11 protein-coding genes are annotated in these 15,157 nt (G+C 66.6%); 8 read left to right on the forward strand and 3 right to left on the reverse strand.

All coding sequences use genetic code 11. From position 1 onward, the window contains the following. Positions 1 to 6: 6 nt before the first annotated feature. A complete protein-coding gene (locus ACI2JO_RS16960) occupies positions 7 to 372 on the reverse strand; it encodes a hypothetical protein (protein WP_404721790.1) in 366 nt (121 codons plus the stop codon). Positions 373 to 560: 188 nt separating this feature from the next. On the opposite strand from ACI2JO_RS16960, the gene ACI2JO_RS16965 reads away from it, so the two are divergent. After that, a complete protein-coding gene (locus ACI2JO_RS16965; protein WP_404721791.1) occupies positions 561 to 1,349 on the forward strand; it encodes a DUF1206 domain-containing protein in 789 nt (262 codons plus the stop codon). Positions 1,350 to 1,425: 76 nt separating this feature from the next. On the opposite strand, the gene ACI2JO_RS16970 is transcribed toward ACI2JO_RS16965, so the two are convergent. Beyond that, complete coding sequence (locus tag ACI2JO_RS16970; RefSeq protein WP_404721792.1) at positions 1,426 to 1,998, reverse strand: DUF4142 domain-containing protein; 573 nt, start codon at positions 1,996 to 1,998, stop codon at positions 1,426 to 1,428. Positions 1,999 to 2,141: 143 nt separating this feature from the next. On the opposite strand from ACI2JO_RS16970, the gene ACI2JO_RS16975 reads away from it, so the two are divergent. From ACI2JO_RS16975 to ACI2JO_RS16985, 3 genes are all read left to right on the forward strand, one after another. Continuing rightward, on the forward strand, positions 2,142 to 2,564 hold the full coding sequence (locus ACI2JO_RS16975; protein WP_404721793.1) for a DUF3597 family protein: 423 nt from the start codon (positions 2,142 to 2,144) through the stop codon (positions 2,562 to 2,564). Positions 2,565 to 2,699: 135 nt separating this feature from the next. Continuing rightward, entirely contained in the window at positions 2,700 to 3,317 is a 618-nt protein-coding gene (locus ACI2JO_RS16980) for an OB-fold-containig protein (protein ID WP_404721794.1), read from the forward strand. 27 nt (positions 3,318 to 3,344) lie between these two features. Then, entirely contained in the window at positions 3,345 to 5,069 is a 1,725-nt protein-coding gene (locus ACI2JO_RS16985; protein WP_404721795.1) for a flotillin family protein, read from the forward strand. A gap of 87 nt (positions 5,070 to 5,156) precedes the next feature. Here the strand turns inward: ACI2JO_RS16985 and ACI2JO_RS16990 are convergent, their stop codons facing one another. Beyond that, complete coding sequence (locus ACI2JO_RS16990) at positions 5,157 to 6,245, reverse strand: LacI family DNA-binding transcriptional regulator (protein WP_404721796.1); 1,089 nt, start codon at positions 6,243 to 6,245, stop codon at positions 5,157 to 5,159. A 69-nt stretch (positions 6,246 to 6,314) separates the two neighbouring features. On the opposite strand from ACI2JO_RS16990, the gene ACI2JO_RS16995 reads away from it, so the two are divergent. The 4 genes from ACI2JO_RS16995 to ACI2JO_RS17010 are packed head-to-tail and all read left to right on the forward strand — an operon-like array spanning position 6,315 to position 15,114. Next, positions 6,315 to 8,363 carry a TIM-barrel domain-containing protein gene (locus ACI2JO_RS16995; RefSeq protein WP_404721797.1) on the forward strand — a complete coding sequence of 683 codons (2,049 nt, stop codon included), beginning with the start codon at positions 6,315 to 6,317 and terminating at the stop codon, positions 8,361 to 8,363. Beyond that, positions 8,360 to 9,748 (forward strand): MFS transporter, encoded by a 1,389-nt coding sequence (locus tag ACI2JO_RS17000; RefSeq protein WP_404721798.1) that lies wholly within the window; start codon positions 8,360 to 8,362, stop codon positions 9,746 to 9,748. Before ACI2JO_RS16995 ends, ACI2JO_RS17000 begins: the two co-directional genes overlap by 4 nt. 32 nt (positions 9,749 to 9,780) lie before the next feature. Further along, the gene (locus tag ACI2JO_RS17005) at positions 9,781 to 12,333 is read left to right on the forward strand and encodes a cellulosome protein (protein ID WP_404721799.1); all 2,553 of its coding nucleotides are present in this window, start codon (positions 9,781 to 9,783) and stop codon (positions 12,331 to 12,333) included. A gap of 51 nt (positions 12,334 to 12,384) precedes the next feature. Further along, a complete protein-coding gene (locus ACI2JO_RS17010; protein ID WP_404721800.1) occupies positions 12,385 to 15,114 on the forward strand; it encodes a TonB-dependent receptor in 2,730 nt (909 codons plus the stop codon). The last annotated feature ends 43 nt before the right edge of the window (positions 15,115 to 15,157 follow it).

The raw sequence follows: 15,157 nt of genomic DNA on the forward strand, positions 1-15,157 counted from the left end.
AACCGATCAGGCGTCGTAGTAATTGGAGAAGCCGACACGCCGTCGCCGTTCCCAGGTCCGGCGTGCCCAGAGCGAAAGGATCAGCCCGCTCGCCGGCGCAACCGACAGCAAGAGATTGGTGGCATTAAGCTCGATCGCATTGGCGATGCCGCACGAGACTGCTGTCGCGGCCGTATAGAACAGGCACGCGATCAGCACCCGGCTTCGTCTCACCCGCTCGTAGGCGGGGAATGGCAGCACCAGAAGCAGGGCCAGCACGGCGAAACCCATCGGCGCCAACGCCGCGATCGGCAGGCCATTGGCATAGGCCGCCGCGCTGACGACCAGCGTGATGACGATTGCGATCAGACCAAACGCTCGCAACAATCCCATTCATCAGTGTCCCATCTTGCCACGTCGGCTGCGCAAGGAACGCGCAGTGCGAGCGAAGGCTTCCTTGCGGCGCAGCGGCAAGAGCAAAGTCGGCGCATGCCTGTCGGTAAGACGCCGGGGCGGCCAAATCGTTGCTCCGGCGGAACGAGGCGGCAAAATTCCTGTTTTATCGGGCGAAAGGAATTTGAATGACTGCCAGCTCGCGCCTGACGGCCCTTACCCGGATCGGCTTCGCGACGCGCGGCCTGCTCTACATCGTCATCGCCATGCTGATCATGCGCACGGGCCGGGCCGAAGATCCCAGTGGCGCGATCGAGTATCTCGGCCGAGGCGGGGGGCAGTTGCTGCTGGCAGTCATCGCGCTCGGGCTCACCGCCTACGGAATCTGGCGGCTCGCCGACGCCGCGCTCGACCTGGAGCGGCACGGGAGCGATCGGAAGGGTGCGGCAGAGCGGGTGGGCGCCGGCGTAAGCGGTGCCATCCACCTGTTCCTGGCGTGGCAAGCGGTCGCGCTGATGCGCGGTACCGCCTCGGCGGGTGACGGAACCCAGGAAAGCGCGCGCACCGCCTTGCAGCTGCCGGGCGGCTGGGCGCTGGTGCTATTCGGCGCGTTCGTGCTGGCCGGGCTTGGCGTCGTGCAACTCGCCAAGGCCGCGAAAGGGTCGTTCCTGCGCTATCTCGACCCGGCGGTGGCGCGTCGGTCGTGGGTGCAATGGAGCGGGCGCGCTGGCTATGCGGCACGCGGTCTGGTGTTTCTGATCAGCGGCTATCTGCTGGCGCGGGCAGGACTGGAGGAGCAGGTCGACGAGGCCGGGGGCATGGCGCGGGTGCTCGCCTGGCTGACCAATCCCTATGACCTGATCGTCGGCGCGGGTCTGCTGGCTTTCGGGCTGTTCAGCCTGGTGGAAGCGCGGCATCGGCAGTTGCATGACGTACCGGTCGACGGCGCGATCCGGCGCGCCACCCGCTGGCGCTGACCGGTCCGGTCGGGCGGTCGACCGGTGCCCTCCGGCGCTCTGCCGAAGGGCACGCTTGGTCAACCGAGCGTCAGCCTCAGGCCTTCAGACCCTTCGCCATGTTGAGATGCGCGGTGACGGTCGGGATCAGACCGGTCGCGAACGTCTTTAGCGCCGGTGCGTCGCCGCTGGCCGCATAGGCCTTCAACGCGTCCAGAGTCTGCTGATGCGCCGCGCTCTGCTGCGTTATGTATGCGCGATCGAAAGCCGATCCGCTCAGCGCCTTCAGCTGATCGAGCTGTTGCTGCTGTTCGGCGGTGAGTGTCGCGTCGGGGGTCACCGCCGGGCTGACCTCGGCCGCCGCTGTCTTCAGCTTCGCCGTCGACGCAGTGTGGGCGTCGATCATCTTGCGCGCATAGGTCTTCACCGCTGCGGACGAGCCCTGCGTCAGAGCGGCCTGCGAGGTGGCGATCTCGAATGCGTCGCTCGCAGCCGCGGTGTTGGCGAAGTCTTGCGCCGCGCTCGCGACTGGCGTCGCGCTGTTCGCGACCCCCGTATCCCCCATCTGCGCATTCGCGACCGTGCTGTTCTGGGCGGTGTCGGCGTTCTTGCCGCAGGCGGCGAGCGCAAGCAGCGCGGTGGAGGCGATGATCGTTGTCCGGATGGTCATGTACAAGCCTTTCAAACGCGTCGGCGCGTAGCCGGTTAAGCGCACATGCTCCCGCCGCGTTCCCGGTCCATGGACCCTAGCGAGCGATCACATCGTTCACCGGCGTGCCGCGTTCATGCGGCCGCTATGCAGGAACAGGCACGATGAGCATCTTTGGCAACATCATGAGCAAGATTTTTCACCACGGGCAGAACAAGCCCGCGGCATCCTCCAGTCCGGCGGCACCCTCGCCGCAGCCTACGCCCGCCCCAGCCCAGCCGACGCCCACGGCAGCAGCGGCCCCGGCGGCCGAGCCCGTCGCCGCACAGAGCGTCGATGTCGGCGCGGTACTCTCGGAAATGGCATCGATGAAGGATGGCGGTGGCAATTACCAAAGCTCGATTGTCGATCTTCTTAAGCTGCTCGATCTCGATTCCAGCCTTGCGGCGCGCAAGGAACTCGCGGGCGAACTCAACGTGCACGCCGGCGCGGACGGATCCGCCGAACAGAATATCGCACTCCACAAGGCCGTTATGGCGAAGCTGGCGGAGAACGGTGGCGTGGTGCCCGACAGCCTGCGCAACTGACCGATCGCCGGAACTGCCGGTCGTCGCGCAGGGCGTCGACCGGCAGCCGAACAGTTGATCGACAAACTCTTCGTGGGCGAGAGAAACGCAGGTGTAACGTCTGGCATGATTCCGCCTGCATGTTAGTTTGTGTCGATGTTCGCCCTCTTCCTGACCCCGGCCTACCTGCCCTTCGCGGTCGCGTTTTTCGTCATGGTCGGGATCGGATTGATCGAGGCGATCGGGCTGGGGCTCGGCCATCTCGATCTGGATGCGGACGTCGGCGTTGACGGACATGACGGTGTGCTGGACTGGCTTGGCCTGAGCGGCGAATTGCCCATGCTGATCTGGCTTACTTCACTGCTTGGCTGCTTCACCCTGATCGGCGTCGGGCTTCAGCAAGGCGTATCAGCCTTCTTCGGCACGCCGCTCGCCTGGCCACTCGCCTCGGCCGCCGCGCTGATCGGGGGCGGGCTGCTCAACAGTATCGTGGCGCCAGGCCTCGCGCGGATCATGCCGGGTTATGAGAGCACCGTGATCTCGACGGATGACCTGTTGCGGCGCCGGGGCACGATCCTCGAAGGCGCGGCCCGGCGGGGCGCACCGGCGCGCGCGAAGGTCGTCGACCAGCACGGACAGGCGCATATCATCATGGTCGAGCCGCATGAGGACAGCGTCGTCATCGGCGCGGGGCAACGTGTCCTGCTGGTCCGTCGGGAGGGGCAGCGCTTCTTCGCGTTGTCCGAGGAGGATCCACTTCTTCGTTCGATCTGACAAGTTCTGGGAAATTGGGGGGAATACATGCCTGCGTCGCTCGTGAACGTCCTGATCTACGCGGGCATCATCCTGCTCGCCTTCGTCGTCATCGGCATCATCCTGACCCGCCTCTATCGCCGCGCGACAAAGGACGTCGCGCTGATCCGCACCGGTTTCAGCGGCGAGAAGGTCGTCCTGAACGGCGGGATCATGGTCATTCCCGTCCTGCACGAGTTGATGCAGGTTCGGCTGACGACGGTGAAGCTGGAGGTATCGCGGCTCAACAAGGACGCCTTGATCACGCTCGACAAGTTGCGCGTGGATGTCGTCGGTCTGTTTCACATCAAGGTGAAGCCAGATGCGGAATCGATCGCGGCCGCTGCGCAGACGCTGGGCGATTCCGTCAACAACCCCGACGCGGTCAAATCGCTGCTCGACGGCAAACTGGTTTCCGCCTTGCGGTCGGTCGCCGCGACAATGACGATGGAGCATCTCCACGCCAATCGTGCCGATTTCATCCAGAAGGTTCAGGAAGCGCTGCTGACCGATCTCGACATGAACGGCTTTCACCTCGAGTCGGTGTCAATCACCCATTTCGATCAGACCGCATTCGAGCATTTCAACGAAAACAATGCCTTCGACGCCGAAGGGCTGACCGTGCTCACCCGGACGATCGAGGAGCGCAAGAAAACCCGCAACGATATCGTCGCAACCAACCGCGTCGCGATCGAGCAGCGCAACCTGGAGGCGAACAACCAGTCACTGGAGATCGCACAGGCTGCCGAACAGGCGCGCTTGCTGCAGGAACAGACATTGTCCGCACGCCGCGCCGAGCAGGCGACCGCAATCGCCACCGCGGAGGCGGAACAGACCCGTCTGGCCGAAATCGCCCGGATCACCGCCACGCAGGCGCAGACGGTCGCGCAAACCGAGGCGGACAAGGTCATCAAGACCGCCACGATCGCGCGTGACGGCGCGATCCAGACCGCGACGATCGAACGTGACCGGACCATCGAGATCGCGCGCATTACCACCGCGGTGCAGACCGCGCAGAAGTCCGAGGAGGAGTCGACCGCGACCGCCGCCGCCAACGAGGCGCGGGCGCTCGCGGTCCGTGCGGAAGAAAGCGTCGCCACGGCCAAGGCGACCGAAATCGCCAACCGCAACAAGAACGTGGCGGTGATCGCCGCCACACAGCGCGCGCAGGAGGAAGCCGTCCAGATCACCGTCGCCGCGACCGCCGAGAAAGAAGCCGCGGAGGCGCGGGCCATTGCCCTGCGAACCGAGGCCCAGGCCGAAGCCGAGGCCGAAAAGGTCCGCGCGCAGGGTCGTGAGGCGGCGTTCAAGGTCGATGCCGCCGGTCAGGCCTCGCTCAACGAAGCGACCAATATCCTCAGCGACGCGCAGACCGCGCTGCTGATCCGCAAGGCGATGCTCGAGGCATTGCCCGCGATCATTGCCGCCGCGAGCAAGCCGATGGAGAGTATCGACCGCATCAGCATCGTCGACGCCCGCGGCCTGCACGGTGACGTACCCGGCGCTGACACGGGCGGCAGCGTGGGTCAGGCCAATCTTGCCGATGCGGCGGTGTCGGCGGCGATGCGCTATCGCGTGGGCGGGCCGCTGATCGACGGGTTGATGGCAGAGCTCGGTATCGCCGGTGGGTCGTTGAACGGCATGCTATCGGGCACCATCGCTTCCGGTTCGCCGTCTCCCAAGCCGGCCTCGCTCAACGGCGCCGCGGCTGCGAAAGATGAGGCTGTCTCATAGTCCACCTGACCAGCGGGCGACCTTCACCGCAGGTTGAGCGTCGCCCGTAACTTGTTGAGGTCAGACAAAAGAATATTGCACGGGCGATCAGGTTCGGGGCAAATTGCCTGCCTCATGGCTCTGCCGGAGGCGGAGCTGCATCGGCCAGCGCATCTGCAGGCGCTCGATCACTTCACTCTCCCGGCCCTCGATCATCGTCACCAGTTCGCGGGCAAGCGCCAGCCCCAATGCGTTCAGATCGAGGGTGAAACAGGTCAGGTCGGGCGAGAGGGCCTGACACGTCGGATTGTCGCGCAACCCGATCACCGCAATGTCCCGGCCCGGTTCGCGGCCCAGCCCGCGTAGCGCGCGATAGGCACCGACCGGGGCGGTTTCTCCCATCAATAACAATGCGGTCGGCGGTTGCTCCAGCGCCATCAACTCGCGCGTCGCCGCTTCCCCATCATGTTCGTCGGTGTCGCCGCGGTGGATCAATGCCTCATCCGCCGCGAGCCCGGCCCTGGCGAGTGCGGCGCGATATTCGGCGACGACGATATGGCTGTTGTTGATCGTCGCCGGTGGCGTCACCAGTCCGATCCGGCGATGGCCGCTGGCGAGCAGCAACGCCATCGCCTCCGCGACGACGCCCTCGAAGTCGAGGTCGATCCACGAATAATCCTCGATCGAAGCGGTACGACCGAGCGCGACGAAGGGAATATTGCGCTCCGACAGCAACTTGATGCGGGCGTCCTGATATTGCGTGCCCGACAGCAACCAGCCGTCGGCGGTGCCGCGCGCGATGTGGCGGCGGAGGAACGTCTCGCCGTCCTCGCCCTTTCGCGCGAGCAGAATCACCAGATCGAGGCCGTGGTCGACCAGCCCGGCCTGCACGCCTTCGAGCAGCGCCATGAAGAACGGGTCTCCGTGCACCGCGCTATCGTGTTCCAGCGTCAGCATAAAACCGATCGTGGCCGTCCGCCCGCTCCGCAGCGTCCGACCGAACTGGTTGGGCGTGTAGCCGAGCGCCGAGGCCGCCTCCAGCACGCGCTGCCGGGTTAAGGGACTGACATCCTTACGATCATTCAGCGCGCGCGAGACCGTGCCGATCGACAAGCCCAGATGGCCGGCAAGCGCCCGAATGTCCATCCGCGCCTGATCGCCGCCGCACGCCTGCGACGCAAGGCCCTTGACAGACACTCACGTCAAACGCACAAGACCGGAAACGTTTACGGCTCGGAACTGCCGAGCGGGGAGAGGAAGAAAAGCGTGGATACGCTGACGCTTGAAGAGCGCGCGATCGCCTGGGCCTATGATGGCGACTGGGTGCGGATCGAGGCGCATGGCCCGAGCGGATTGCGGCTGCGCGCCTCGACCTACGCCGCCCGCCCCGCCGCGCCGGGGGCGTTGCTCGACATCGAGCCGGTTGCCGCGACGATCGAACGGGACGGTTCGGTCGCACGTATTCGCAGCGGCGGGATCACGGCAGAGCTGGATTTACAAGGCCGGGTGCGCTTTCTGGATCGCAACGGACGCGTGCTGATCGAGGAAAAGTGGCGACAGCGCGATACGGTCACCAAATTCTGGACAATCGGCAGCGAGGCGGTCGAGACGATCAGCGCGCTGGGTCTGGCGGGCCGCGAATTCCGTCCGCTGCCGGGCGGTGCGGCGCAGATCACGGTGCGGTTCGAGGCCCGGCCGGGCGAGCGGCTGTACGGCATGGGCCAGTACCAGCAACCCAACCTCGACCTCGCCGGCTGCGTGCTCGAACTGGCGCAGCGCAACTCGCAGGCGAGCGTCCCGTTCGTCGTCTCGAGCCACGGCTATGGGATGTTGTGGAACAGCCCGGCGGTCGGCGAGGCGTGCTTCGCGACCAATGGTGCGATCTGGACCGCGCACGCCGCGCATGAGATCGATTACTGGATCACCGCCGGCGACACGCCCGCGCAGATCGTCCGCAATTATGCGCAGGTCACGGGCACCGCGCCGATGATGCCCGATTATGCGCTGGGACTGTGGCAGAGCAAGCTGCGCTATCGCACGCAGGACGAGCTGCTGACGGTCGCGCGTGCCTATCGCGATCGCGGCATCCCCCTGGCGGTGATCGTCGCCGACTTCTTCCACTGGCCGGTGCAGGGCGACTGGCGGTTCGACGCGCGTGAATGGCCCGACCCGGCGGCGATGTGCGCCGAGCTGGCGGCGATGGGCACCGCGTTGATGGTATCGGTGTGGCCGACCGTCGATCCGCGTTCGGAGAATTACCCGGCGCTCGCCGAGCGCGGCTATCTGGTACGCGCCAACCGCGGCGTCGACGTTCAGCAGGAGTTCCTCGGCAACACCCGGTTCCTCGACGTCACGCACCCCGGCGCGCGCGACTTCCTGTGGCAGACGCTGAAGCGCAACTATCGCGACAAGGGCGTGACGTTGTTCTGGCTCGACGAGGCGGAGCCCGAATATGGCGCCTATGACTTCGATAACTACCGCTATCATGCCGGCGAGGTATTGGCGGTCGGCAACGCCTATCCGCTCCATTACGCGCAGGCGCTCCATGAGGGGATGGCCGCCGAGGGCACGACCGACACCGTCAATCTGGTGCGCTGCGCCTGGGCGGGGAGCCAGCGTTATGGCGCGCTGATCTGGTCGGGCGACATCCACAGCTCGTTCACCGCGATCCGCAACCAGTTGAGCGCCGGGCTCAACATGGCGATGGCGGGCATCCCGTGGTGGACGACCGATATCGGCGGCTTCCACGGCGGCGACGTCGACGATCCGGCGTTCCACGAGCTGATGATCCGCTGGTTCCAATGGGCGGTGTTCACCCCGGTGCTGCGGATGCACGGGCATCGCGATCCGATCACCCCGCCCGCCGAGCCGTTCCGCGACGGCGTCGCGCAATGCGATACCGGCGCGGGCAACGAATTGTGGAGCTTCGGCGACGACGTGTTCGCGATCCTGCGCCGCTTCGCTGCGCTTCGCGAGCGGTTGCGGCCGTATGTCGCCGGGCTGATGCGTATCGCGCACGAAGCGGGCGACCCGCCGATGCGGCCGATGTTCTACGATTATCCCGAGCAGCCGCGCAGCTGGGAGGTTGACGACCAATATATGTTCGGCCCCGACCTGCTGGTCGCGCCGATTACCGAGGCGGGCGTCGCGGCGCGCGACGTATGGCTGCCGGCGGGCGCGTGGGTCGACGCATGGACCGGGGCGGAAATGGTCGGCGACGCGACGATCCGCTGCGCCGCGCCGCGCGACCGCTTGCCGGTGTTCGTTCGCGCCGGCGCACGCATCGCGGATGTCTTCGTGGACCCCGAGGCATGACGACGATCGCGCAACAGGGCGACGCCGCGCCGGTCCACACCGCGCCGACACCTGTCGCGCGCGTGCCGTTCGGCGAGAAGGTCGCCTATGGCTTCGGCGACGCCGGCGGGACGATCATCACCGGGCTGATCGCCAATTTCCTGACCTTCTATTATACCGACGTGTTCGGGATCGCGCCGGGCGTGGTCGGCATCCTGTTCCTGTCGCTGCGCATCTTCGACGCGATCTCCGATCCGCTGATCGGGATCATGGCCGACCGCACCAAGACGCGCTGGGGACAATTCCGCCCGTATCTGTTGTGGACCGCGATTCCGGTCGGACTGAGCTGCTTTCTGACCTTCCAGTCGCCCGATCTCGGGCAGGACGGCAAGGTCGCCTATGCCGCGATCACCTATTTTCTGCTCGCCTTCTCCTATTCGCTCAACAACGTCCCTTATTGCGCTTTGGTCACGCGGATGACCGACAGCGCCGAGGAAGGCGTCGCGTGCCAGTCGGTGCGGTTCGCGATGGTGGCGATCGCCTCGTTCACCGTCTCGGTCGGGCTGCCGATCATGGTGCGCGCGCTGGGCGCGGGCGACGTCGCGCGCGGCTATCGCGACGGCGTGGCGATCCTGAGCCTCGCCGCGGTGGCGATGTTCCTGATCTGCTTTCTGTTCGTGCGCGAGCGCGTCACCTTCGCGGCCGCCGAGGAACCGCCGCTGCGCGTCGCGATCGCCAATACGCTGAAGAACGACCAGCTGCGGATCACCTTCGCGATGACGCTGCTGCTGATCGCGATCTTCAACACCAAGGGCGGCGCGGCACTGTATTTCATCACCTATGTGCTGAACGGCGGGACGACCTATCAGGCGTTCTTCTTCGGCATCGCAACGATCGGCGGGTTCATCGGCTCGATCGTCGTCACCTTCTTCACGCGCCGTTACGACGTGCGGACGATCTATATCTGGGTCAATCTGATCCTCGTCGCCGGGCATGTCGCCGCCTTCTTTGTGCCGGGCGACTATCCGACCTTGTGGCTGGTGCTGGTCGGGCTGTGCTGCATCGTGCTGGGCTGCACGTTGCCGCTGCACTTCACGCTGATCCAGCTTGCCGACCAATATGGCGAGTGGAAGCTGGGGATGCGCTCGTCGGGGATGAGCTTCGCGTTCAACCAGTTCTTCGTGAAGCTGGCCTGGGCGGTCGCGGGGGCGCTGATCAGCGCGGTGCTGGTGATCGTCTCCTACAAGGCCGGCGCGGGCAACCAGACTCCCTTGTCGCTGACGGGCATCCGCGCGCTATCAACGCTGGTGCCCGCCGCGATGCACCTGCTGCTCGCCGTGACAATCAGCCGGCTGATCCTCAACCGCGCGACGATCGCGCGCATGAACGCGGCGCGCGCGGCATGACCGCCGCCCCGCCCCTCCCGGAGTTTCGACCGATGCGCGCCCTCGCTGTTGCCGCTTTGCTTTCCACCACTGCTGCTCCCGCGCTGGCGCAGGACGCGCCCGAACGGCTGACCGTCGACATGGGCAGCGACACCGGGGCGTTCCACGGCGGCGCGTCGGGGACGCTGTACGGCCTTTACGATGCGCGGCTGCCGCATCCCAATCTGCTCGAAGGCATCAATCTGCGCACGGTATCGACCAAAGCGCAGGACGGGCCGCAACATCCCGGCGCCGACGCGCTGGAGGTGTCGACGCTGCTGACCGATGCATCGGGCGGCGACACCTATATCTATATGACCGACATCTTCCGCGAGTTTCCGTACAAGTGGAAGAGCGGCGACTGCGCGCAATCGGTGACGAATTACATCGAGGTGCTCAAGCGGCAGGCCGCGCAGGTCCGCGCGCTGCCGCCGCGCTATCGCGACCGGATCGTGTTCGTGCCGTTCAACGAGCCCGACGGCAACATGTTCAGCGCTGATGCCAAGAGCTGCAACGGCGTGAGCTGGCTCAAGGAGCCGGCGGTGTTCCTCGACGCCTGGGACCGTGCGGTGCGCGCGCTGCGGCAGGCGTCGCCGGGAACGCGGATCGCCGGGCCGAACACCAGCATCCTGTTCGATCAGGTCGAGGGCTTCCTGCGCCACGCCATCGCCGCCGACACGATGCCCGACGTGGTGACGTGGCACGAGCTGAGCGACCCGGCGACGGTGCGGACCAGCGTGCGAAAGTATCGCGCATGGGAGGACCGGCTGTTCGCGGGGACGAAGTGGCAGGGGCGCCACCTGCCGATCAACATCAACGAATATGCCTATAATTACCACAGCTCGGTGCCGGGGCAGATGATCCAGTGGGTCGCGGCGATCGAGGATGCGAAGGTCGATGCCGACATCGCCTATTGGAACATCGACGGCAATCTGAGCGACAGCGCGGTGCAGGCGAACCGCGGCAACGGGCAATGGTGGCTCCTCAACGCCTATGCGACGATGAGCGGGCACACGCTGGCGGTGACACCGCCGCATCGCGACCAGAGCTATACGTTGCAGGGGGTCGCAACGCTCGACCCGGCTCGGCAGCAGGCGCGCGTGCTGCTCGGCGGGAAGAGCGGTGCGGCGACGGTGGCGCTGACGAACCTGCCCGCGCTGTTCGGGGCGGCGGCGCAGGTGCGCGTGCGCGAGATCGCGTGGACCGGGCAATTGGGCGACGCTGCCCCGCCGGTCATTGTCGCCGACCGGCGCGTCCCGGTAACGGACGGTGCGATCGCTTTGACGTTTGGGCGCGGTGATCTGCCGGCGTTGCGCGAGGAATCAGCCTATGAGCTGGTCCTCACGCCGGCCGGGGCCGCCCTGCCCGCGCCGTCCGCGCCGTGGCGGCAAGATTACGAGGCGGAGGCGGCAACGCGGCGTGGCAGCGGCCTGAAGGTGCGCGGGCCGGAGGGATCGCCCAAGGACGTGTCGCGCTTCCATACGTCCGGCGGCTATTCGGTCGAGGGTTTCGCGGGTGGCAACGATGCCGCGCTCGACTTTGCGGTGCAGGTGCCGCGCGCGGGCCGCTATGCGCTGCGCGTGCTCGCCAGCACCTTCAACAAGGACCCGCTGGCGGCGGCGGAGGGCGCGACCAACGTCTTCCTGCGCGTCGATGGCAAGGAGGTCGGCGAGCTGTATCTGCCGCTCGGCTACAAGCCGGCGGTGCTCGATCATGCCGATACCGAGCTGACGCTGGGCACGGGGCGGCATGTCGTGACACTGACGACGCGCAGCCGCGACGGGCGCGGGCGGACGCAGGGCAATGCGCTGGTCGACCGGATCACGCTGACGGAAGCGCCGGGTGAGGCGGCGCAGGTCTATGACGCGCGCGATGCCAAGCGCGACGGCGCGGCGGCGACGTACTGGGTCTATGCGGCGCAGGACGGGCCGGCACGGCTGACAACGGCGGGCGGACGGGTGCTGCGCGTCAACGGGCGCGTGGTGCGCGGCGACCGCGCGTTCCTGCTTGGCGGGGTCAACAAGGTGATGGTGACCGGCGGCAGCGGGCTGAAGGTGACGTCGACGCCGGCCGTCGGTGCGCAGCATTACGAAGCCGAGGCGGCGCAGGTCGCGGGCAGTGCGCGGATCGCGGCGGCGTCGCGGGCAAGCGGCGGGCAGGCGGTGTTCGACATCGGCGGCGCGCCGGGCAACGGCAACACGCTGACCTTCCCCGACGTGCGCGTCGCGCGCGCGGGGACCTATGCGCTGACACTGCGCTTCTCGAACGACGAACAGTCGAAGGCGACGCATTACAATCCCGATCCGCTGGCGCGCGTCGCGCGGATCGCGGTGAACGGTGCCGCGCCGGTGCTGGCGACCTTCCCCAACAGCTTCCACCGCAACAATTGGTGGGAGATGACCGTGCCGGTCACGCTGCGCGCCGGCCGCAACACGGTGCGTATCGCCGGCGAGGAACAGCCGAACTGGGACGGCAAGAGCTATGCCTCGCAGGTGTGGCCGGGCGTGCTGCTGCGCTCGCGCTTCGCCCCCAACATCGACCGGATCACGGTAACGCCGATGCCGTGATCCGCACCGCCGAACGACAAGCAAAAACGACATAAAAATGGGAGGATTATCATGTTCATGCTGATGAATGCGCGCCTGCTCGCCTCGAGCGCCGCACTGGCGATCACCGTCGCCGCGACCACTGCCGCCGCGCAGACCGCGCCCGAGCCGGGCACCACGCCGCCCTCCGCCGACGCGCCCGAGGAGATCGTGGTCACCGGCATCCGCCAGAGCCTGAGCAGCGCGCAGAACATCAAGCAGAATTCCGACGCGATCGTCGACGCCCTGGTCGCCGAGGACATCGGCAAATTCCCCGACAACAACGCCTCCGAAGCGATCGCGCGGATCACCGGCGTGCAGGTGACGCGCTATCTCGACGAGGCGAACGGCGTGTTGATCCGCGGGCTGCCCAACGTCCAGACGACCGTCAACGGCCGCGAGATCTTCACCGCCGACGGACGCTCGGTCGCGATCCAGGACTTTCCGGCGCAGGCGGTAGCGCGCGTCGACGTGTTCAAGGCGGTGACCGCGGTGAATCTGGAAGGCGGGATCGCCGGCCTGCTCGACGTCGGGCTGCGCCGGCCGTTCGACTTCAAGGGCTTCGAACTCGCCGGCGCCCTGCGCGGGGTGTATAACGACCAGAGCCGCAAGCTCGACCCGATCGGCAGCCTGCTGGTCAGCGACCGCTGGCAGACCGGGATCGGCGAGATCGGCGCACTGCTCAACGTCTCCTTCACCCAGACGCGCTACCTCAATTCGGTCCGCTACCAGGGCTTTCAGGACAATGTTCCCGCCGCGCAAGCGATTCTGCCCGCCTCGGTGGGGCGCGACTTCACCTTCCCGCAGGACATCGGGCTGTTCTACGGGCGCGGCACGCGGCAGCGGCCGTCGGTCAATGGCTCGCTGCAATGGCAGCCGACCGACAATCTGATGATCTACGCCGACGGGCTGTGGCAGGCGTATCGCAACAAGAACGCCAACGACTTCTTCGGCGTGCCGATCCAGTCGAGCACCACCGGCGGCACCCCGCCGACGATCCGCAACGCGGTGCTGACCCCGGACGGCACGACGCTGGAATCGTTCGACATCGACCTCGGCATCGTCAACGGCCCGACCAAGGAGTTCGGCGACAGCAGCACCGACACCTATCAGGGCGCGCTGGGCGCGAAATGGGAGGTCGGCAACGCGGTCTTCACCACCGATCTGGCCTATACGCGCTCGGTGGTCAGCAATACCTTCGGCCGCTTCGAGACGCAGACCGTGTCGCCGCTGTCGCTCGCGGTGCGGCTCAACGACCAGCGCAGCGTCAACTTCACCCCCAGCGGGGTGGACTTCGCCAATCCCGACAGCTTCTACGTGCGCGGCGTCTATGACGAGCGTCGCCGCTCCGAGGGCAGCCAGTGGCAATGGCAGGGCAATGCGCTGATCGACACCGGCTCGGCACTGTTCCCCAAGTTCCGGCTCGGCGTGCGCTACGCCGATCGCAATGCGCGGTCGGAGTTCGGCGGGCGCTATGCCGGGCTGTCGGGGCTGCGCGAGGTCATCAGCAAGGTGCCGACCGTGTCGCAGGGCGGAATTATCGAAGCCGGTTTCCGCGGCGACGACGTCCAGCAATTCCGGAGCTGGTACGCGCCCGACGCCTATCTGTTCAACGACAAGCTCAACGACGTGCGCGGCTATGTCCGCGACGGCCTCGCCCGGCTCAACGCCGATGCCGGGACGCAGGCGGCGTGGGCGTCGGACGAGCCGCGCTATGACCCGCTGGCGTCGTTCCGAGCGCGCGAGCAGGTGTTCTCGGGCTATGCGCAGCTCGATTATGCGTTCGACGTCGGCTTCCCGATCGACGGCGTGATCGGCACGCGCGTCGTCATCACGCGCAACCGCCTCGATGGCACCAACTCGCTGCCGATCCCCGGCACCAACCAGACGCAGCTCGTCCCGATCGATTCCTCGACGCAATATGTCGACGTACTGCCGAACATCAGCGCGCAGTTGCATTTCACCGACCGGCTCAAGCTGCGGCTGTCGCGCACCGAGGCGCTGACCCGCCCCGGCTTCAACCAGATCAACCCGACGCTGACGATCACGCAGGGGACGATCGGCGGCAACATCTCGTACACCGGCAACGGCGGCAATCCCGACCTGCAGCCGATCCGCTCGAACAATTACGACGCGTCGCTCGAATATTATTTCTCGCGCACCGGGTCGGTGTCGGTCGCGGGTTTTTATCGCGAGATCGAGGGGTTCATCAATTCGCTGCCGCAGGTCGTCAACGTCCAGCCGTTCGGCAACATCCTCGTCTATCGCCCGTCGAACTCCAGCTCGGGGACGATCAAGGGCGTCGAGGCGGCGGCGACCACCTTCTTCGACTTCCTGCCGGGGCCATTGCGCGGGCTCGGCGCGCAGGCAAACTTCACCTATATCGACGGCGAGCAGGTCGTCCCCGCCGCCGCCAATTTCGCGGGCGGGCGCAACACGCTGCCGGGCGTGTCCAAGTACAGCTTCAACGTGATCGGGCTGTACGAACTCGGCCCGGCGAGCGTGCGGCTGGCCTATAATTATCGCAGCGCCAACGTGGACGGCTTCGGCGCGCCCGGTGTGTTCACCACCGTCTATTCGGACGCGGTCGGGCGGCTGGATCTCTCGGCGAGCTACAACGTCAACGACAATATCACGTTGACTGTCGACGCCACCAACCTGCTGCGCACGCCGTACCACAGCTACGTCAAGGACGCGCGCTATCCGCGCGACGTACGCTGGGAGGCGAGCCTGTTGTCGGCGGGCGTGCGGTTCCGCTTCTAGGGCGTTCGGCCCGTTGCTCGTTCGTCGCCCCGGACCTGCTCCG

The sequence above is a fragment of the Sphingomonas sp. NPDC079357 genome (assembly GCF_044901155.1).
GTDB lineage: Bacteria > Pseudomonadota > Alphaproteobacteria > Sphingomonadales > Sphingomonadaceae > Sphingomonas.

Coding starts and splice junctions, on each gene's coding strand:
- ACI2JO_RS16970 (WP_404721792.1), bottom strand. CDS start 1,998: ATGACCATCCGGACAACGATCATCGCCTCCACCGCGCTGCTTGCGCTC.
- ACI2JO_RS16980 (WP_404721794.1), top strand. CDS start 2,700: ATGTTCGCCCTCTTCCTGACCCCGGCCTACCTGCCCTTCGCGGTCGCG.
- ACI2JO_RS16960 (WP_404721790.1), bottom strand. CDS start 372: ATGGGATTGTTGCGAGCGTTTGGTCTGATCGCAATCGTCATCACGCTG.
- ACI2JO_RS16985 (WP_404721795.1), top strand. CDS start 3,345: ATGCCTGCGTCGCTCGTGAACGTCCTGATCTACGCGGGCATCATCCTG.
- ACI2JO_RS17010 (WP_404721800.1), top strand. CDS start 12,385: ATGTTCATGCTGATGAATGCGCGCCTGCTCGCCTCGAGCGCCGCACTG.
- ACI2JO_RS17005 (WP_404721799.1), top strand. CDS start 9,781: ATGCGCGCCCTCGCTGTTGCCGCTTTGCTTTCCACCACTGCTGCTCCC.
- ACI2JO_RS17000 (WP_404721798.1), top strand. CDS start 8,360: ATGACGACGATCGCGCAACAGGGCGACGCCGCGCCGGTCCACACCGCG.
- ACI2JO_RS16975 (WP_404721793.1), top strand. CDS start 2,142: ATGAGCATCTTTGGCAACATCATGAGCAAGATTTTTCACCACGGGCAG.
- ACI2JO_RS16965 (WP_404721791.1), top strand. CDS start 561: ATGACTGCCAGCTCGCGCCTGACGGCCCTTACCCGGATCGGCTTCGCG.